The following is an 18,616-nucleotide window of genomic DNA, read 5'->3' on the forward strand; positions in this document are numbered from 1 at the left end:
GGATACAAAAACGTCACTTCTTTTATAAACAGTACGACTTTATTGTTACTTAATAGTAGTGAGAAATATCACATATCTCATAAAAGGGCTGGGCGGAAATTTAAGTTTACTAAATACCTTTTCTAAAGTTTGAGTGCACCCTTTTTCTGTACACTCCATCCAATCTTTCATCAAACAACTACCTTCTCCCATAATTTTAAAGGATTCCCACTCGATTATCCCGAATATATAAATTACTATTCTCACAAGGAGCGAATTTATATGAATCTATTCGAACACGAAACGTAAAACCGTTCCCCTTTCATAAGAGGTCCTCCTTTTTTCTTTTCTCACCATATCATTTACTTACAAAATAGGAGGATACAATTATGAAACGTGATCCATTATTTTTAACTTTATTAGAAAGTGCTAATACAAATTTTAGCGGTTGGGATTTTTCTTTCATTTCAGAAACGGGTCGAATGAAGAGTGAGCCTTTATCGTGGTCATATGGCAGTACAGCTTTCCAGCTTATGCAGCATGCAGAATCAATGCTCGATATGGGTACTGGCGGCGGAGAGTTTTTATCTATGTTACAACCGTTCCCGTCAACTATTTATGCTACTGAGGGCTACGCTCCAAACGTGCCAATTGCTCGAAAGAAATTAGAGCCTTTAGGGGTTACTGTTGTAGAGGTGAACGATGATACTTCATTGCCATTTCAAGATGGTCAGTTTAATCTAATCCTAAACCAACATGAATCATATGCTGCTTCTGAAGTAAAAAGAATCCTTTCTCCAAATGGAACATTTCTTACACAACAAGTTGGCGGTCTCGATTGCGCGGAACTTAATGACCAATTTGACACACCACTAAATAGTGAATTTGCAAGTTGGTCGCTTGAAGCGGCATGTAATGAACTACAGGAAAACGGATTTACTATCTTAGAAGCAAAAGAAGAATTCCCTTTCCAACGCTTTTATGATATTGGCGCTATCGTCTATTATTTAAAAGCAATTCCGTGGCAAATTCCTGATTTCACTGTCGAAAGGTACTATGAGGAGTTATATCGTATACATGAGATTATCTTGCAAAAAGGATATTTTGATGTGAAGCAACATCGATTTATGATTAAGGCGATTCGTGACTAACGGAAAAGAGGTGGCAAAGCCACCTCCTTTTTTGTTCCGTTTACGTATGTTCTCTACTCTTTCACCATAAGAAAAGTTATATCATACATATTACAATTATGACCAATGAATTGTATTTCTGAAACTTATAATCACCTCGCATATATAACGAGAGCAAAAACGTGATTTTTCACTTTCCTCTTCTATTGAGAAACAAGTTGTTTTTCATATCGCTTGTTCGCATCATCTTCTTTCAAACATGCAGTTGTGTAATGAATAATATTCCGGTTATCGTACGTGAATATATGTTTTAACTTATTTTCTTCTGTTAATACTGTGGGTAAGTATTTTGGTAAATTGCTAACTACTCCTCTATTATCACCATCTAATATCCAATCAATTTCTTTCCATTCTAATAAGCCTTCAGCCGTACGTAATGGTGTATTCATTTGCATTCCATCTGGCAAATCAGCAACGAACACATACATTCCTTCACTAGCCTGGGGCTCACCTTTACCTTTAAAACCAACAGTCCCTTTATACGTTACACTTGAAAGTTCTATGCCCGTTTCCTCAAACGTTTCTCTAATTATTCCTTCGTATGGCGTTTCATTCTCTTCTATTTTTCCTCCAACACCATTCCACATCCCCATATTCGGCTTTTTATTTCTATTTAATAGCAGTATTTTATCGCTTTTTCTAATAAAGCAAATTGTGTATTTGTACATACGATCATTTCCTTTCATTTTCCACATGAGTTATTTGGCTTATTTTCAAGTAAAAACACTCGCCTTACAATTCCTTACTACATAATATATAGTACAACTTTCATGCGTAAACACTTTACGTCAAACGAGAGAATCCTTTTTAGAAAGGAGAATTTAAAATCGATACTATAAGCAATGAATTTCTAAAACAATATTACGACAGCCTCGTGTGGTTAAACGATACACAATGGTTTGGAGTTCCAATCTGTAAACTTCCCTCTGATCTCTTTTTGTATCAAGAAATCATTTATGAATTAAAGCCCGATTTAATTATTGAATGCGGGACTTTTCACGGTGGCAGTGCACTGTATTTAGCTTCTATGTTAGATTTAATTGGAAAAGGTCACGTACTTACTATCGATATAACTCCGCAGCCAAATCGGCCATCACATAATCGGATTACGTATTTAATAGCATCTTCTGTTTCTGTGCAGGCCATCCAAACAATAGTAAGTATGCGCAAACCTGATGATGTGATTTTAGTTATTTTAGATTCTGATCATAGTAAAGAGCATGTTTCCAAAGAACTCTTGCTATATAAATCTATCGTCACTACTGGCAGTTATATAATTGTAGAAGATACCTCCATTAACGGAAATCCGCTTCTTCCCGATTGGGGTCCTGGCCCAATGGAAGCTGTGGAAGAGTTTTTAACTAAAAACAATAACTTCATAATCGACGAGTCTAAACATAAATTTTTCATATCATTTAATCCAAAAGGTTTTTTAAAGAAAATAAAGTGAAACTTTAATAAGTGGGGTTTTGCTCATCCCCCACTTATTCTATCATTTTCATTTTTGAAAAAGGATAATATACGAATTCCACCTTGCCAATTATGTTATCTTCTTTAATATATCCTAAGCCATTGCGACTATCTCTACTTACTTCGCGGTTATCTCCCATTACAAATAACTTATTTGGTGGAATTTTTGTCTTTTGAAAGTTATAAAACACTTGTGTGTTGTTAAATAAATCTTTGTTCGTATATGGTTCTTCTTGCTTTTTATCGTTCACATATACCTTTCCATTCGTTATGTTAATTACATCACCAGGAAGCCCTATTACACGTTTCACATAATATTTCGATTCATCCTCTTCTTTTATAATGACAATTTCTCCGTGTTGTAAATTAGAAAGACGTACTACCGCTTTATTTACAAATACGTAGTCTTCTTCATATAAAGTCGGCTGCATCGATTCCCCTTCCACCTTACATAAAGTAAAAGAATGGTAGCCTATGACTATCACCAATATAAATAGTATGTACTTTCCCCAGCCTCTCTTAATCTCCTTTTTCATATCCATTCCCACCTTATAAAGCGCTTTTTAACTCAAAAAATATATCACTGCACAATATGTTTCCATGCAGTGATACTATTTTTACTGTGCCTTGTTCGGTTGTTCTACTGGAATTGAATTTGTATTTGATCTATTTGTTTTTAATTCAAAATACGCATCCAAAATCTCTTTACCAATCGCAGAATTAATTCCTGATTTATCATCATTCACCCATGGTACAACAACTGAAAAAGCTACTTCAGGATCCGCATCATATGGTGCATAACCGGCAAGAGTTAAATTATAACATTTTTTTCGGTTGTTGTTCTCATCTCTTCCAATATCACTTTCTCCACCATATACTGTCTCAGCTGTTCCTGTTTTTCCCGCTGGTTTATATGGTAGACCTTTAAATGTTCCGGTTCCGGTTCCGTCAGCTTCTTGAAAAACTCTTCTAAATCCTTCTTTTACATGATTAATGTACGAAGTTTCCATATCCACTCTATTTAATACAACTGGTTCAATCGACCGAACGACTTTTCCTGCATCCTCTGGTCTATTCGGTTGCTCTCTAACTTCTTGTACAATTTGTGGTTTCATTCGGTAACCGCCATTTGCAATGGTTGAAATATATTGCGCAAGCTGAAGCGGCGTATATGTATCATACTGTCCAATCGCGTAATCAAGTAAAAATCCGGGTATGTTATCAGTTCTACCTATTTGACCGATCGATTCATTTGGCAGGTCAATACCAGTCGACACACCTAGGCCAAATTGTCTAAAATAGTAGCGCATTTTATTAAATGTTTCTTGTTTAATATCTAATGGATTGTTTGGAACATAATTAATGCCTGCCATTTTTAAAGCTGTATTAAACATATAAACGTTCGATGACACTTGCAAAGCTCTTAAATCATCAATATCCCCAAATTCTTTCCACGATTTCTTCGGCTTAGAACTTCCTTTAAAATACATTGGCGCATCAAAGAAGTGTGTATACGGCTTAATCGCTTCTGTTTGATATCCAGTTAATAAAGTAGCCCCTTTTACAGTTGACCCTAACTCATAAGAACTTGTCATCGTTCCTAATGCATAATCTTCTATTTGCATACCGCCATCTTTATTTACAATTTTCTTTCCTGCCATTGATAAAATTTGACCGTTTTTCGGATTCATCATTACTACGAACGCACGATCCATCATCGGCTCTGCAGCATGAAAGGCTCGTAAATTCTTTTCAAGGCTTCCCTCTACTCTTTTCTGTAAATCCATATCGACTGTTAACATCAAGTTATTTCCACTTTTTCCTTCAGTCACTTTTTCTGTTCGAACAATCTTCCCTGCTTTATCCATAATATTTTTAGACTGTTCTTTCGTTCCATGTAGTGCATCTTCGTATTGTTTTTCGATGTAACTTTTACCAATACGGTCGTTTCGATTATAATCACGAACTAAATAATAATCTAATTGTTCTCTTGGCAACCCTTCATTTTCATTAGAAACGCTACCTAGTATAGAGCGCAGTATTTTATCATTTGGGTATTCACGTTCCCAATCTACTGTTGTATCCACTCCCGGTAAACTTGCCAACCTTTCACTAACGACAGCATATTCATTTTCACTTACATCTTTTTTAACGATTTGCGGCGTCATTTTATATCCCGCATTCATTTTGCTTTTAATTACTAATACTTCTATATCTTCCTTTGAAAGCTCATTTAATTCTTCTTGTGTAATTCTTTCCCGGCGCAGTTCTTCTACTTTTTTATCTAACTCTTTTCCTTCTATTTCTTGCTTTCTAAATTTACTCTCATCTTCTTTCGTTACTTTCGCTGCTGCCCGCTTTTCATTTAACTGCATCCAAAAATCTTTTTTATCTGTCTCTGTTAACTTATCCATGTCCTCTTGCGACATTTCAATTAGCTTAGCTAAATCTCTTGCTACTTGTAAAACTTCTTTCGAGTCCACTCCTCTCATTTTCGTATATGTAACGGTTCGTAATGGTTTATTATTTACAATAACGTGACCTTGTCGATCAAACATTTTCCCTCTAGGAACGGGAGTACTTACCGTTACATCTTCCTTTTTGTTTACTTCATTTCTATACGTTTCTCCATCAATGATTTGTACTTTACCTAATTGAATTATAATAGCTGAAAATAAAAGAAAGACAATAAAAAATAGTACATTTAACCGAAATGGAATATGAGTCTTTTTCTTTTTCGATTGTTTTTTCTGCTCCTTTTTCTGTCTCATTTCGCTCCCTCGCTTCATTCTATTAACATTTCTACGCAAAATCATTATGTATCAAATTTATTTATATGATATATATAGAATTTTATATTAATTACTAAAGAAATAAAAGATTTAATTTTCAGTTTTTTAATTTTATAACCTATTTATTACCATTCCCCTTCATACGTCATAACATGAATTTTATTCAAACAAAAAACTGAGGTGTTCTCTATACACCTCAGTTTTTCATAAAAATAATAACTTATTTAACCGACGATAACCCTTCAACAAACTCACCAATCTTATTTTGAAAAACAAATTCAAAGTTATATTCCTGTCCTGTTAACTCTTCATTTACTAAAATAGTTGTTGCTCCCACTTCCCTCTTTGCAATTTGCGGGAATGAAGCGACAGGCTGTACTTTTAGTGACGTTCCCATAACGATAAGCACATCTGTTTCATATAAACGTTTGATAGCATTTTGATATTGCGGCAATGTATCTCCGTATAAAACAACGTCTGGATTTAAAATGAAATTACACTTCTCACAACGCGGTACTTCATGATCAATCATATACTGTAAATCATAGCCTGATTTACATTTTGGACAATGTGCTGTTTGAAGTGTTCCATGTAAATCGATGACATGCTTACTGCCACCTAATTGATGTAAACCGTCAATATTTTGCGTTAAAATCGTAATATCTTTCCCTTGTTCTTCTAGCGCAGCTAAAAAGCGATGTCCACGATTTGGTTTATATTGATGGAACGTATTAATTTGAAAGATTTCTTTATAATGCTTCCAAAACTCTTTCGGACTTCGATTATAATACCCTCTTGATAAATACATCTCCACATTCGCATCAGCATACAACCCATTTGCTGAACGAAAATCTGGAATACCACTTTCCGTACTTGCACCAGCGCCTGTTAATACTGTAATTTTCTTCGCTTTTTCTAAAATTGAACGTACTTCTTCAAATTGTTGCACAAAAATCACCTCTATGTATTTTCCTATTCTTATTATACCAGTTGTTTACAGGAGGTGTTGTACAATTCATTTTACTTAATGCGTTGCGCCCCCAACCTCTACAATATCTACTTCAACTGTCGTCGTTACTTCGATTGCCAATTCTATCCCTTTACGAATAGTAGAAAGTGACATACTTGGTTGACCTGAATACTTGCTCGCTTGTTCTGGTAAAAACGGTATATGAACAAATCCGCCTTTTATTTTCTGATCCTGTTTCTCTAGTTCATGCATGAGACCATAGAATAAATGATTACAAACGAACGTACCTGCTGTTTGTGAAACGGAAGCCGGTATACCTTCTTCTTGAAGTTTTTTTACAATTGCTTTCATCGGAAGTGTAGACCAATATGCAATCACTCCTTCTTCTACAACTGGTACATCTACCGGCTGATTGCCTTCATTATCAGCAATTCTTGCATCATCAATATTAATTGCGACACGTTCTATCGTAATATCTGGTCTGCCCCCAGCTTGTCCGATACATATAATAATTTCCGGCGCTAGTTCTTCTATATACTCTTTTAATACGCTTATTGATTTATGAAATACAGTTGGTACTTGTTTGCTTATTATCTTGTATTCTCCAATTGTTTTTTCATGCAAACCTTTTGCTACTTCCCAAGCTGGATTGATATTTTCTCCGCCAAACGGATCAAACCCTGTTAATAATACTGTTTTCATAGTTTTATCCTCCTAATTAGAAACGATATACAAGGCCGTACATAATAAACATATTTATGATAAAAATTGAAAGAGCAATTGGTACTTGCGCTTTAATAACCGCATTTTTATCCTTTAGCTCTAAAAGCATCGCAGGTACGATATTAAAGTTTGCTGCCATTGGTGTAAGCAGCGTTCCGCAATATCCAGCAAACATACCGAGTGCTGCCATAATTGCTGGGTTTCCGCCGTGCATTTGAACTATTAAAGGTAAGCCAATTCCGCCAGTAATAACAGCAAACGCTGCGAATGCATTTCCCATTACGACTGTAAATAGCATCATGCCTAAACAGTACGCCATAACAGCAACGAACGGATACTCTGTCGGTAGCACTTGTCCAACTAAGTCTGAAACAACTTGTCCAACGCCAGACTTCGCGAATATACCGCCAAGTGCTGCTAACATTTGTGGCAAAATAACAGCCCAGCCGACAGCTTGTAATAGTCTGCTTCCTTCTTGTACAGGCGTTGTTATTTTTGATTTTGTAATACGCATCGCCGCAACGAATGCGAGTAATGCACCAAGCGCTAATGCAACTAATGTTACTTTATCTGGATCAACAAGAGAGACATTTCCCCATTTAATTTTCCCTAACGTCAACGTACCGATAATTGTAAAAATAGGAATTAATAGTGCAGGCATAAAAATTTTATTTTTTAATTTCTCAGCATGTTTCACACGTTCTTGTACTGGAACTTCTTTTTCCTCTGATTTTGTTACTTTATTTAGTGAAGCTAAAACGACCATAGCGAGCACTATACAGCCAACGTAAAACGAAGGAATTACATTTCCGAATAAAAATGTAACTGCAAACAATGCCCAAAATAAACTAGAACCGAATCTGTTTGGATGTTCACGATCGAATGCGATACGAACAGCGATAAAAGCAACGATTATCCCTAATACATAATAGATTGTATCCATTGTGATGATGTTCATATTAAATTGCCTCCTTCTCTTCTTTTCCTTCTGCCTTCATTGTTTTCTCTATATATTTATCAAACCTTCTAAATCTAATCCAGCTTACAATAAGTGCAGATATTGCAGTTGGAATGCCCCAAAGTGCCATATCCCATACTCCGACATGCATACCTACTGAATCGAAGAATCCTTTCATTAATAAAATAGCTCCAGTTGCGATGAAAATATCTTCTCCGAAAAACCAAGCTGTATTTTCAGCAGCTGCTGCGTTTGCTTTAATCTTTTCTCTTAATTTTTCAGGAAGTTTACCGTATTTACCTTGCGCGGCCCCTTCTGCCATCGGTGCAACGAGCGGTCTTACCGTTTGTGCATGCCCACCAATATTAAGCCCTAGTGCTGCTGATGATTCTCTTATCGTAAAATATGACATTAATACTCTTCCAGTTGTTGCTCCTTTTGATTTCGTTATAAGTGCTTCTGCTCTTTCTTTTAAACCGTAACGCTCTAAAATTCCGATTACCGGTAAAGTTAATATAATTGGCATAGACATATATCTATTTTCTATGAAAAATTTACCGAACATGCTGATCACATCATAAAAACTTAACCCTGAAACCATCCCTGTAACAATACCTGCAACCATAACTACTAAAAGTGTATTTAATCTAAATAAAAAGCCCACTGCAACAAGTAGTATTCCGATTAATTTAATCATTTCTAGCACTTCCTCTCATTTTTTATTTCGGTGCACAAATAGAAATCCCATTAAGTTTGAATGTTCTGTATATTCTTTCTGCAAATTGCACTGCTTTTTCCCCATCACCGTGTAAACAAATTGTTTGCGCCTGAACTGCTACTTTCTCTCCATTGACCGCATTTACATGGCCTTCTTTCACCATTTGAAGTACTTGCTTTATCGCTTCGTCTTCATCTTTTATAAGCGCATTTTCTTCTGTACGGCTCGTTAATGTACCATCTTGCTTATATGTACGATCCGCAAAAGCCTCTTGTACAAGAGTTACTTTGTATTTTTCTGCAGCCTGTATAAACGCCTCGCTATTTGCTAATCCATAAAGTAATAGACTTGGATTTATATGATAAATTGCCTTTGCAATTGCATCTGCAATTTCCGGATTAGACGCCGCCATATTATATAAGGCACCGTGCGGCTTTACATGCTGCATTTTCCCGCCTGCCGCTTTCACAAATGCATCTAATGCGCCTGTTTGATATAGAACATAATCGTATACTTCACTTGCTGAAACATTCATGTTTCTTCTACCAAATCCAATTAAATCAGGAAATCCAGGATGCGCCCCTATTGCTACGTTATGCTCCAAAGCTTTTTCAACAGTTTGACGCATAATAGACGGATCACCCGCATGAAAACCGCAAGCAACGTTTATAGAGGAAACGAACGGAAGAATCTCATCATCATTCCCCATTTTATAAGCGCCAAAACTTTCTCCTAAATCACAGTTTAAATCGATTGTAGTCATAATGTATTCCTCCTAATTTCAGCTTCGTAAAGCGATGAATTTCTTTAATAAATTCATATTTACTTCTTGTTCTATGTACAATTGTTCCGCTTCTTCAAGCGTAATTTTCTCAAAAGAAACATAGTCCCCCGGCTTTAGCTGGGCAAGAAGAGGTAAATCTACTGAAATGATATTTCCCATTCTCGGATAGCCACCTGTCGTTTGCCTATCTGCCATTAATATAATCGGCTGTCCACCATTAGGAACTTGAATGGTTCCAAATGTAACAGGACTCGATAAAATCTCTTTTTCTTCAATCCTATTTAAAACTTCTCCCTCAACCCTATAGCCCATACGGTCAGCATAATTAGATACCTTATACTCTTTCGTAAAAAATGCCTTTCTACTTTCTTCTGTAAATTGATTATATTCAAAGTCAGCTATGACACGAAGCTTAGGATGTTTCTTATACTTTGGTAGTACGCTGTTGCTAATTGCCCACTTCGTTTTTATACACTCATCTTTTTGTAAGTCTTGAATGAAACGATTCGCCATTTCTGGTTGTGCACCAATTTGGAAGTAGTCACCCTTTTTCAGCATTCTTCCTTCTATACCACCAATCGCAGCACGTATGTACGTACTTTTGCTTCCCATTGTACGCTCAATATGTATACCACCCGCAAAAGTTACATACGCTCTGCAACCACTTTTCACTTTTCCAAAACAAAGCATACTACCTTCTTCCGCTAAAATGGGACGCCATAACGGGATACGTTCTCCATTCAATAACGGTTCCATATCTGCTCCGCCAATCGCAAGTAAAGTCGTTTTCTTTATTAACAATTTAGGTCCCATAATCGTCATTTCGAGTCCCGCTTCATTCTCCTCATTACCAACTAACATATTGATCATCCGAAGTGCACTTTGATCCATAGTCCCGCCAACTGGTACACCGTATTGTTGATAATGAGATCGCCCTAAATCTTGGACTGTTGTAAACATTCCTGCATGCAAAACCTCTACATCCATTCTTTAGCCCCCTCAAGTGATACGTACTCTTCCTTCGTTATTGGGATAAATCGTAAATACATACCGCTTTGAATAAAGGTTGGTGTTTCTTCTTCCGGATTAAATAAGGAGATTGGTGTTCGACCAATAATATTCCATCCACCCGGTGTTTCAAGTGGATAAATACCTGTTTGATTTCCGCCGATTCCTACCGAACCAGGTGAGATTTGTAACCGCGGTATTTCTTTTCTAGGTGTTTCTAATTCTTTTGATAGTCCTCCTAAATACGGGAACCCTGGTGTAAAACCTAACATATATACAAAATATGTAGTTTCACTATGTATTCGAATCACATCTTCTACTTGTAAACCTTTATAATGTGCAACCTCTTCTAAATCAGGTCCATATTCTCCCCCGTAGCACACTGGTATAGAAATATGTTTCACATCCTGTTTTACTTCTTCTTTATAAGAATCACACAGCTCCTTTATATACTGGCGAACGTAATCATATGACCTTTCACTTCTCTTATTTCTCTTCCATACTTCGTATACATTGTAGTAAACAGCTAATGAAGTAAACGACGGAACGCACTCAATCATTCCTGCAAACGGATGTTGCTGCAGTGCTTGAAATAACCGCTGTACTTTCTCATATATATCCATCTTAATTTCTTCACCAAATGTAACAATAATTGCTTGATCCCCTAACGCAGAAAATTTCATCCTACTCCCTCTTTCTATGCCAAAAAGCCGAGTTCTTTCGAAATGCGATGTGCTGTTTCTTTCACCTTAGCGATAAAATATGAAATGTTACTTTCGCTGTACTCAATTGCTAATCCCGAAATACTCATACCTGCTACAACCGTTCCATCACTTGCGTAAATGGGCGCTGCTATTGCGGCTGTATGATTTTCTAACTCAGAATAACTAATTGTGTAGCCTTCCTTTTTTGCCATTTGCAACACTTCTAGCAATTGTTCCTTATCCACAATTGTTCCATCTGCAAACTGTTTTAAATCCACTTCCTCTATGTATCTCCGTTTCTCTTCCTCAGAAAAATACGATAGTAAAATTCTCGGACATGCACCAGCATAAAGCGGTGCTCTTCTTCCAACCGCCGTATACACGCGTACTGGCTGAACACCTTCCATCTTTTCAACATAAATTGCGTCATTACCATCTTGAATTATTAAATTAACTGCCTGTCCTAAACTATCTCTAAGTTCTTTCATATAAGGAATTGCTATATTCCTTACTGATAATCGTTGTGAAACAAGTTGACCGAACCGTAAAAATACGATCCCTAAACGATATTTCCCCTTTTCGTTTTTTTGTAAAAACTCCATCTCTTCTAACGAGCCAATTAAACGATAAACAGATGTTTTCGGCATATTTGTAAGCTGAACCATCTCAGTTAAACTTAGCTCTTCATGCTCATAAAACAACTCTAAAATATCCATTGTCTTAACTGCCGTTTTATTTATACTCATTCTATCTCCCTTTCGTTCCGAATTACGGAACTTAAATTCCGTTTTTCGAAACAAACATATAATTTAAAATTATAAAATATTCTTTCAATTCTATCAATATTTTTTTCACGTACATAATCCGATATATTTTGTCCGCTATTAAAAAAAAAATAATATGTGATTTATATAAAATGAAAGGCTCTTGGATGATTGAAAAAACTTTAACACGTGAAGAATGAACTATTAGTGAATGTAATTTATATTGGAGTGATTCGCTTCCTGACAGTGAATATAAAATTAACCCTAGAAATCACGACGGTTCAATTTCTAACGTTCACATTGCTACAAACCTATTAGAATAAAAGCTGCAATAAAAAAGTAAATATAAAGAGCATGTATTGATCAATACATGCTCTTCTCATAGTTATTCAAATTATTCTTTTTTAACATGATTGAATGTCCCTTCGTACAACTACTGAGTCTATTAGTTGTATATTACTTATTTTTCAAAATCGTTCTTTTAGCTTTTTTAATAATTCTACTAGTTGATTTTATGTCAGCATCCTTTTCCCATTCTTTACACAGGTTCATTACCCAATCCGGTTTAGTTTTACTTGCATCATTTAACCAGTTTCCAACCGAATCTTGTACATATTTTGATGGATCTGATTTAAGTAAATTAAGAATAGGAAGTGCTTTTTCAGGTTCTTGTTTTAATATTTCAATATGTTTACTCCATACACCTCGAGGACGAATAGATTCTACAGAGAACCTGCGAATATTCTCATCTTCACTTTTTGCCCATTCTACTAACAATTCCACACTTTCTTCTATATTTTGTGAAAGTTCTTCTCTAATAGACATCCAAGCAATTTCTCGAACACCAAAATGATGATCCGCCGCAAAAGGTCGAATGTATGTTAATGTATCTTTTAATGTATCATTTGATTTTTTATTCATAAACGCTGCCCAACATCGTACACTATCTGAAATATGATTAGATAATTTTAACAGTACGTCTTCCTTATTTCTATCATTCTCTTTGAGTATAATTTCATCCAATAAAGTCCCTGTTATTCGTATGACTTTCATTCCTGTTTCAACGTTCTGTTTTTCTAATTCAGCTACTATACATTCCAAACTATTCTTGAGTCCTATTGAAGGTAAGACATTTTTAAGTAGTTCAATATGATTTATAGCTAGCCATTCTGTTAGATTAACACTTTCTACTTTCCCTTGCTGTAGTAATTGTAAGACCTCTTTAGGAATTTCGTTTACTTTCCTGGCTCCTTTCCTGTTTAAGATAATTTCTGATTCTTTCTTTATCATTTAAATTCCCTCCTTGCAATACTATCTTCAAATAAACAGAGGCCATTTTGAAAAGTAATAATCAAAATGACCTCTGTCTTTCTTAATTGAACATTCGGTTTTACAAAAAAATGTAATTTAAATCCACCGGAAGAATATTTCTCCCATACTTTTTCTTTATAACGCTCTTACTTGTTCCAACGGCCAGAAAACAGCTTGTCCTTTTCCGACAATTTCATCTTCTGAAATAAAGCCAAACATGCGACCATCCTTAGAAACTTCACGATTATCCCCTAAAACAAATACTTGGCCTTCTGGCACTTTCGTTTTCCCAGTGATTTGTTCTAACGTAAAGTCTGGAGTTAATACACGGCCTACTGCTTTTTCTTTAAACTTTTTTAAATATGGTTCTTCCATCGCTTTTCCGTTTACATATAAAACATCATTTTTATACTCAACTGTATCTCCTGGCAAACCAATTACTCGTTTTACTAAATCGTATCCTTCTTTTCCGTGGAAGACGATAATATCAAAGCGATCTAATCCACTTATACTATAACCAATCTTATTCACTAGAACTCGTTCGTTATTTTTTAAAGTGGGCATCATTGATTCACCTTGCACTAAAGAAGGTGTAAATAAAACACCGCGAATAATAGCAATTAATACAAGGGTAAAACCTATCGTTTTAGCCCAAGAGAATAATTCTTTCTTCGTATTTTCCTTCATCATTTCTCCTCTTTCTTAAGCACTTATTTTATGATTTTAACTAATTCTTGTACTAAATTAGGGTCTATTTCAGAAAAACATGATTTTCCTTCTCTTACCGCTGTACCGACATGAGCTTGCGAAATTCCAGTTTCATCTAGCAATCGCTTTATATTTTCTTTCGTCACGCCAGCTCCAGCTACAAGCTGAATTTGACCATCGCTTACCTTTTGCATTTCTGTAAGCACCGGAATATTCTCTACTATATTTCCTTGTCCACCTGAAGTTAGAACGTGAGTCACTTTATGAAACTTCTTTAAAGTGTTCATTGCTTCTACTGGATTTTCTATATCATCTATCGCACGGTGGTACGTTACATTTATTCCATCTACAACAGATAGTAAGTCCGCTAATTTCTCTTCATCCACTTCATTTCGTTCGTTTAATACGCCTAATACTACACCAGCTGCTCCTAACTTCTGCGCAACTATAATATCTTCTTTCATCATTTCAATTTCTTCTTCCGTATATGTAAAAGACTTCGCATGCGGACGAATCATAACATGAATTGGTATACTTACCGCTTCTACCGCTTTTTTTATAAAAGCATAACTCGGTGTTAAACCACCTTCTGTATAAGATGAAATTAATTCAATCCGCTTCCCGCCAGCGCTTTCAATTCGTTTTACATCTTCTAAACATGTTGCAATAACCTCTAGCATGAGATGACCTCTTTTCGTGCTTTTTTCTTATTATAACATTAGTAAAAATAAGAAGCCTAGCTTTCTCCTTTAAAACTTAAAAAAGAAGAATAAAAAGAAAGATTTTTTATTGGCAACGATTATTGGTAACATCCTATTATTCATGTACACTCCTACCATAATGAAAAAAGCCCTTCATTTTGACGGACTTTTCTAATTTCAAGCTTTTCTTTCCTCAGTTTTCATATCAATGCCTAATTGATCTTCCAATAAATTTACACCTTTCTTTGTAAGATGGACAGCTCGGTTCTTATCCGTTTTCGTAATCCATCCCTGTTCAAAAAGCAGTTTTGCAATTGCAGACCCTAACCAACCAGAAATATGGTAACGCCGTTCACTCCAATCAAGGCAAGGTTTTGCAAATACCCTACTTTTTGTATCTGCCTCATCAACATTTATTCCAAAATTCAGAAACCATTTCTTACCTTGTTCCGTTACAATGTATTCTCCATCCTCTAAAATTATAAATTGCCTATCTAGTAATTTTTCAGTTATCTCTACACCGAGTTTGCCTGCAAGATGATCATAACAAGTTCGAGCATAACGAATTTGTTTTAGTTGGCTTGATTGTTTTAAAGAGCGAACTTGAACTGTTGGTGCAATTGTCCCTAACTTTTCAAGCACTTCTGCAACTTCTTGATTAGCAAGTCGATAGTAACGATGTCTACCATGTTGTTCAACTGTAAGTAAATTCCCTTCTACTAATTTAGAAAGATGCGAACTAATTGTTGGATGTGACACTTTTGCCATATAAGCCAATTCACTAGCAGGTAGTGCCTGATTATTCATTAGACAATCTAAGATGATTGCTCTTGTAGGTTCAGCAATTAGTTTAGCTATATATGAGATATTCGGATATACATTCATATTTCGATGATACCCTAACTATTAAATTGATACAATTATTTTAAGTTTAATAGTAAAGGAGAATGTATTATGAATGCAATTGATCTTAGTATATTAAATTTAAAAGAAACGAGAAGGCGCTCAGAAAAATTATGGAATTCTCTTCCCGATAATTTTCTTAATTGGAAGCCTGATCCTGAGGCTATGTCCTTTGGTGAAATGATTCGTCACGTATGGAGCTCAACTTTTTACTATCATATGATTATAAAAAACAACGGTTCAATAAACGACATACGTACCCCGTATGATGACGAGCCAATTACTTGTGTAAAAAAAGAAATTGAATTGGCACAAGTATACTTTACTGACTTCATAGAACATGTACAATCAATAAGCATAGCCGAGCTAGATTCAACCCTTATTGATCGAAGCGATGTTGGCTATCAACGATATTTAGGCGATATGCTATTACGAATTGCCTATCATGATGCGGTCCATGCAGGTCAATTTTTACAATATTTACGAATGGTTGATTTGGAAAGACCATTGATTTGGGATTAAATTCAGTAATTATTTACAAAGGTTCCAAACTGGCATTGCGATAAGAATTTTTCAACAAGAAACAATCACAAAACCATGATAACCACTTATATTAAAAACCTACATCTCAACTTGGTACGTTCCTGCACATAAAAAGCACGCGTTCGATTACTAATCAAACACGTGCTTTCAAAACAACTATATTGTACATAGACAATAAAATTCAAGCTAAAAAACCTACGACCGAAACGCCGCATCCGCCAACATAGATAGTGTTGCATCATCCATCGGTGGATTGTGTAGTCCTGCTCTAACGTTTAAATAATAACGGTGAAGCGGATTTTTTTCTGATAAACTTTTTGCTCCTACAATGCGCATTGATTTATCCACTATGGATATCGCCGCATTTGTTACGGCGTATTTCACTGCCGCTAATTCTGCTTGCAGTGACAGTTTATCTTCTGCCTCATCGTATTTTTTCGCAATTTGATATAAAAAGACGCGAGCTTGCATAAGCTCGAGTTCTAATTCTCCAACTAATTTTCTAACATTCGGTAATAAACTAATAGAATGGTTTAAACTATTTGGCTTGTATGATCCCGCAAATTGAACTGCATAATTTCTTGCTGATTGTGCAATTCCTAAATAACATGCTGGTATATGTAGCAACCAGCCAATACCCTTTTGTTTTACTTTTCCGCCCTTCACATCCGTAAAAAAGCGGCTTTCTATCTCTACATTTTGTAAGACAAGGTCGTGGCTAGCAGTCCCTCTCATTGCAACGCTATCCCACGTTTCTTCAATAGATACACCGAGTGTATTTCTTGGAATGACAAACTCACCAACTTCTTCTTGGCCTTCCATACTTGCTGAAATAATAAAATAATCAAGTACTGGCGCCATCGTTGTAAAAGTTTTTCTTCCATTTATAACCCAATTCTCGCCTTGTTGAACCGCTATTGTTTCTGGTTTGCCGCCACGCGTCGGACTCCCTGTTTTCGGTTCTGTTGCTGCCCTGTTAAAGAGCGCACCATTACGTACTTCTTCGCAAAACCATTTGAACATCTCATCATTCCAAGAGTGATTTTCCGCTAGCTCCTTCACAATGCCAAGATGCCAGCCAATCGATAATGCAGTAGCTCCGCAGCCTTCCGCGATTTTCTCTTGAAATAAAACGAAGTCATATAAAGAAATCGCACTACCACCAAATTCCTTCGGTAACGTTAATTTCGTATATCCAATATCTTTCAAATCATTTATATTTTCATACGGAAATGATCCTAATTCACTTAGCTGATGCTCCCTTTCCATGAACTTCGGAATCAATTTATTTATTTTCTCAATAATTAAAGACTGTTCTTCTGTTTCAACAAATGAGAGTGCCATACTATAATCTCCTTTATGCTCGATTCATAAACCGTTCATTTTGTCATTATGATTATATGAAGCTACCTCTCTATTGTTTCACTATTCCGATAAAAATACAATGTTTTTGACTAATAAGAAAAGTTCCTATTTAAGGATAGATCCTTTTCTTATATTAGTCCCCCTTCAATGCTTTTAACGGCAAAGAGGTTACATATCCAATATACGAGAATAATTCTTTAAAGAAGAATGGTATTTCTGTATCTAACGTTTTATATGCTGATGTCGGCGTTGGTGAAGCATACGCTTCAATATTAATATGTTTTGCGATTCTCATTGCGCGTTTCATATGAAGTGGATCACTTACAATCGTGTATGTTTGTATACCGTTCTCTATTCCAACTTGCTTCGCATTTTTTAAATTTTCTTCAGTGAAAAGGGATTTAGTTTCAATTAAAATATCTTCCTCTTTTACACCTTGTTTCATTGCATATACTCTTGCAGTACGTGCTTCTTCAAGTTCTGCCTCGAACTTTGTACCACCTGTAAAAATAATCTTTTTAATATTTCCGTTCCTATATAAAGAAATCGCATGATTAATTCTTTCTTTAAATACAGGAGATGGTTTTCCGTTCCATGAAGCTGCGCCTAGTACGATACCAGCATCCGTTTTCACGTCATCATTTGCTTTAAAACGATAACTCCAAATATCGTAAGCTGCATAACTTACATATAAAATAGCAGAACAAATCATTAGTAAAAATACTTGAAAGATTCGTCTTTTCTTACTCTTCTTATTTTCTTTCATTTGTAATTGCCTCCGTACATCATCCATACTTCTATAAAAAACATTTATATCAAATCGTTTTGTTTGAGTTTATTTAAAAGAAGGAACTTTACTTGTTATTTATGTATAAAAGGGTTTTCATTTAAAATTGAGGATTATCAATTCATTTTCATTTGCGGTTTTCATTACATTTTTTAAATTCATAAGTTTATTACCATACAACTACATTGTAACGAATTTTTTCTCAGAAGGGAACGATGAAACAAAAGGAATTAAAATA

The 18,616-nt window shown here is 35.5% G+C and carries 20 protein-coding genes; 3 read left to right on the forward strand and 17 right to left on the reverse strand.

What is annotated here, in order from left to right:
* The first annotated feature begins 368 nt into the window (after nt 1–368).
* The gene (locus QCI81_RS02355) at nt 369–1,130 is read left to right on the forward strand and encodes a class I SAM-dependent methyltransferase (RefSeq protein WP_071731999.1); all 762 of its coding nucleotides are present in this window, start codon (nt 369–371) and stop codon (nt 1,128–1,130) included.
* Nucleotides 1,131–1,312: 182 nt separating this feature from the next.
* Here QCI81_RS02355 and QCI81_RS02360 read toward each other — a convergent pair whose 3' ends face one another.
* A complete protein-coding gene (locus QCI81_RS02360) occupies nt 1,313–1,837 on the reverse strand; it encodes an NUDIX hydrolase (RefSeq protein ID WP_053565492.1) in 525 nt (174 codons plus the stop codon).
* Nucleotides 1,838–1,995: 158 nt separating this feature from the next.
* On the opposite strand from QCI81_RS02360, the gene QCI81_RS02365 reads away from it, so the two are divergent.
* Nucleotides 1,996–2,619, forward strand: a complete 624-nt coding sequence (locus tag QCI81_RS02365) for a cephalosporin hydroxylase family protein (protein ID WP_276565324.1) — start codon at nt 1,996–1,998, stop codon at nt 2,617–2,619.
* A gap of 34 nt (nt 2,620–2,653) precedes the next feature.
* Here QCI81_RS02365 and lepB (QCI81_RS02370) read toward each other — a convergent pair whose 3' ends face one another.
* The 14 genes from lepB (QCI81_RS02370) to QCI81_RS02435 all read right to left on the reverse strand — a co-directional run bounded on the left by lepB (QCI81_RS02370) (nt 2,654) and on the right by QCI81_RS02435 (nt 15,665).
* Nucleotides 2,654–3,175: a signal peptidase I gene (lepB, locus tag QCI81_RS02370; protein WP_053564103.1), complete on the reverse strand. Its 522-nt coding sequence runs from the start codon at nt 3,173–3,175 to the stop codon at nt 2,654–2,656.
* A gap of 81 nt (nt 3,176–3,256) precedes the next feature.
* Entirely contained in the window at nt 3,257–5,410 is a 2,154-nt protein-coding gene (locus tag QCI81_RS02375) for a peptidoglycan D,D-transpeptidase FtsI family protein (RefSeq protein ID WP_023522349.1), read from the reverse strand.
* 241 nt (nt 5,411–5,651) lie between these two features.
* Nucleotides 5,652–6,380, reverse strand: a complete 729-nt coding sequence (locus QCI81_RS02380; RefSeq protein WP_071731997.1) for an NAD-dependent protein deacylase — start codon at nt 6,378–6,380, stop codon at nt 5,652–5,654.
* A gap of 75 nt (nt 6,381–6,455) precedes the next feature.
* Nucleotides 6,456–7,103, reverse strand: coding sequence for a pyroglutamyl-peptidase I (pcp, locus tag QCI81_RS02385; protein WP_071731996.1), 648 nt, complete (start codon nt 7,101–7,103; stop codon nt 6,456–6,458).
* A 16-nt stretch (nt 7,104–7,119) separates the two neighbouring features.
* Nucleotides 7,120–8,082: a DUF979 domain-containing protein gene (locus tag QCI81_RS02390; protein ID WP_001021658.1), complete on the reverse strand. Its 963-nt coding sequence runs from the start codon at nt 8,080–8,082 to the stop codon at nt 7,120–7,122.
* Between the two features lies 1 nt (nt 8,083).
* The gene (locus QCI81_RS02395) at nt 8,084–8,779 is read right to left on the reverse strand and encodes a DUF969 domain-containing protein (RefSeq protein WP_000593392.1); all 696 of its coding nucleotides are present in this window, start codon (nt 8,777–8,779) and stop codon (nt 8,084–8,086) included.
* 22 nt (nt 8,780–8,801) lie between these two features.
* Nucleotides 8,802–9,563, reverse strand: a complete 762-nt coding sequence (pxpA, locus tag QCI81_RS02400; RefSeq protein WP_071731995.1) for a 5-oxoprolinase subunit PxpA — start codon at nt 9,561–9,563, stop codon at nt 8,802–8,804.
* Nucleotides 9,564–9,581: 18 nt separating this feature from the next.
* Nucleotides 9,582–10,571 carry a 5-oxoprolinase subunit C family protein gene (locus QCI81_RS02405; RefSeq protein ID WP_000382243.1) on the reverse strand — a complete coding sequence of 330 codons (990 nt, stop codon included), beginning with the start codon at nt 10,569–10,571 and terminating at the stop codon, nt 9,582–9,584.
* Nucleotides 10,562–11,275 (reverse strand): 5-oxoprolinase subunit PxpB, encoded by a 714-nt coding sequence (pxpB, locus tag QCI81_RS02410; RefSeq protein WP_071731994.1) that lies wholly within the window; start codon nt 11,273–11,275, stop codon nt 10,562–10,564. The genes QCI81_RS02405 and pxpB overlap by 10 nt, the downstream gene beginning before the upstream one ends.
* 14 nt (nt 11,276–11,289) lie before the next feature.
* A complete protein-coding gene (locus QCI81_RS02415) occupies nt 11,290–12,042 on the reverse strand; it encodes an IclR family transcriptional regulator (protein WP_071731993.1) in 753 nt (250 codons plus the stop codon).
* Between the two features lie 474 nt (nt 12,043–12,516).
* A complete protein-coding gene (locus QCI81_RS02420) occupies nt 12,517–13,350 on the reverse strand; it encodes a DNA alkylation repair protein (RefSeq protein ID WP_069355860.1) in 834 nt (277 codons plus the stop codon).
* A gap of 156 nt (nt 13,351–13,506) precedes the next feature.
* On the reverse strand, nt 13,507–14,058 hold the full coding sequence (gene lepB, locus QCI81_RS02425; protein WP_000662498.1) for a signal peptidase I: 552 nt from the start codon (nt 14,056–14,058) through the stop codon (nt 13,507–13,509).
* Nucleotides 14,059–14,081: 23 nt separating this feature from the next.
* The gene (locus QCI81_RS02430; RefSeq protein WP_000895109.1) at nt 14,082–14,759 is read right to left on the reverse strand and encodes a copper homeostasis protein CutC; all 678 of its coding nucleotides are present in this window, start codon (nt 14,757–14,759) and stop codon (nt 14,082–14,084) included.
* A 198-nt stretch (nt 14,760–14,957) separates the two neighbouring features.
* Nucleotides 14,958–15,665 (reverse strand): ArsR/SmtB family transcription factor, encoded by a 708-nt coding sequence (locus tag QCI81_RS02435; RefSeq protein WP_071731992.1) that lies wholly within the window; start codon nt 15,663–15,665, stop codon nt 14,958–14,960.
* 69 nt (nt 15,666–15,734) lie between these two features.
* Here QCI81_RS02435 and QCI81_RS02440 point away from each other — a divergent pair, with 69 nt between their 5' ends.
* Nucleotides 15,735–16,205 (forward strand): DinB family protein, encoded by a 471-nt coding sequence (locus QCI81_RS02440; RefSeq protein ID WP_071731991.1) that lies wholly within the window; start codon nt 15,735–15,737, stop codon nt 16,203–16,205.
* Between the two features lie 216 nt (nt 16,206–16,421).
* On the opposite strand, the gene QCI81_RS02445 is transcribed toward QCI81_RS02440, so the two are convergent.
* Nucleotides 16,422–17,570, reverse strand: coding sequence for an acyl-CoA dehydrogenase family protein (locus QCI81_RS02445; protein WP_071731990.1), 1,149 nt, complete (start codon nt 17,568–17,570; stop codon nt 16,422–16,424).
* Nucleotides 17,571–17,724: 154 nt separating this feature from the next.
* Nucleotides 17,725–18,357 (reverse strand): YdcF family protein, encoded by a 633-nt coding sequence (locus tag QCI81_RS02450; protein ID WP_000662218.1) that lies wholly within the window; start codon nt 18,355–18,357, stop codon nt 17,725–17,727.
* Nucleotides 18,358–18,616 lie beyond the last annotated feature (259 nt).

The sequence above is a fragment of the Bacillus cereus group sp. MG20 genome (genome assembly GCF_040459885.1).
GTDB classification, from domain to species: domain Bacteria; phylum Bacillota; class Bacilli; order Bacillales; family Bacillaceae_G; genus Bacillus_A; species Bacillus_A cereus.

What these genes read in the sequence shown, in the direction of transcription:
- QCI81_RS02355 (WP_071731999.1), top strand. Translation starts at nt 369, where the DNA reads ATGAAACGTGATCCATTATTTTTAACTTTATTAGAAAGTGCTAATACA.
- QCI81_RS02360 (WP_053565492.1), bottom strand. Translation starts at nt 1,837, where the DNA reads ATGTACAAATACACAATTTGCTTTATTAGAAAAAGCGATAAAATACTG.
- lepB (WP_053564103.1), bottom strand. Translation starts at nt 3,175, where the DNA reads ATGAAAAAGGAGATTAAGAGAGGCTGGGGAAAGTACATACTATTTATA.
- QCI81_RS02375 (WP_023522349.1), bottom strand. Translation starts at nt 5,410, where the DNA reads ATGAGACAGAAAAAGGAGCAGAAAAAACAATCGAAAAAGAAAAAGACT.
- pcp (WP_071731996.1), bottom strand. Translation starts at nt 7,103, where the DNA reads ATGAAAACAGTATTATTAACAGGGTTTGATCCGTTTGGCGGAGAAAAT.
- QCI81_RS02390 (WP_001021658.1), bottom strand. Translation starts at nt 8,082, where the DNA reads ATGAACATCATCACAATGGATACAATCTATTATGTATTAGGGATAATC.
- QCI81_RS02395 (WP_000593392.1), bottom strand. Translation starts at nt 8,779, where the DNA reads ATGATTAAATTAATCGGAATACTACTTGTTGCAGTGGGCTTTTTATTT.
- pxpA (WP_071731995.1), bottom strand. Translation starts at nt 9,563, where the DNA reads ATGACTACAATCGATTTAAACTGTGATTTAGGAGAAAGTTTTGGCGCT.
- QCI81_RS02405 (WP_000382243.1), bottom strand. Translation starts at nt 10,571, where the DNA reads ATGGATGTAGAGGTTTTGCATGCAGGAATGTTTACAACAGTCCAAGAT.
- pxpB (WP_071731994.1), bottom strand. Translation starts at nt 11,275, where the DNA reads ATGAAATTTTCTGCGTTAGGGGATCAAGCAATTATTGTTACATTTGGT.
- QCI81_RS02415 (WP_071731993.1), bottom strand. Translation starts at nt 12,042, where the DNA reads ATGAGTATAAATAAAACGGCAGTTAAGACAATGGATATTTTAGAGTTG.
- QCI81_RS02420 (WP_069355860.1), bottom strand. Translation starts at nt 13,350, where the DNA reads ATGATAAAGAAAGAATCAGAAATTATCTTAAACAGGAAAGGAGCCAGG.
- lepB (WP_000662498.1), bottom strand. Translation starts at nt 14,058, where the DNA reads ATGAAGGAAAATACGAAGAAAGAATTATTCTCTTGGGCTAAAACGATA.
- QCI81_RS02430 (WP_000895109.1), bottom strand. Translation starts at nt 14,759, where the DNA reads ATGCTAGAGGTTATTGCAACATGTTTAGAAGATGTAAAACGAATTGAA.
- QCI81_RS02435 (WP_071731992.1), bottom strand. Translation starts at nt 15,665, where the DNA reads ATGAATGTATATCCGAATATCTCATATATAGCTAAACTAATTGCTGAA.
- QCI81_RS02440 (WP_071731991.1), top strand. Translation starts at nt 15,735, where the DNA reads ATGAATGCAATTGATCTTAGTATATTAAATTTAAAAGAAACGAGAAGG.
- QCI81_RS02445 (WP_071731990.1), bottom strand. Translation starts at nt 17,570, where the DNA reads ATGGCACTCTCATTTGTTGAAACAGAAGAACAGTCTTTAATTATTGAG.
- QCI81_RS02450 (WP_000662218.1), bottom strand. Translation starts at nt 18,357, where the DNA reads ATGAAAGAAAATAAGAAGAGTAAGAAAAGACGAATCTTTCAAGTATTT.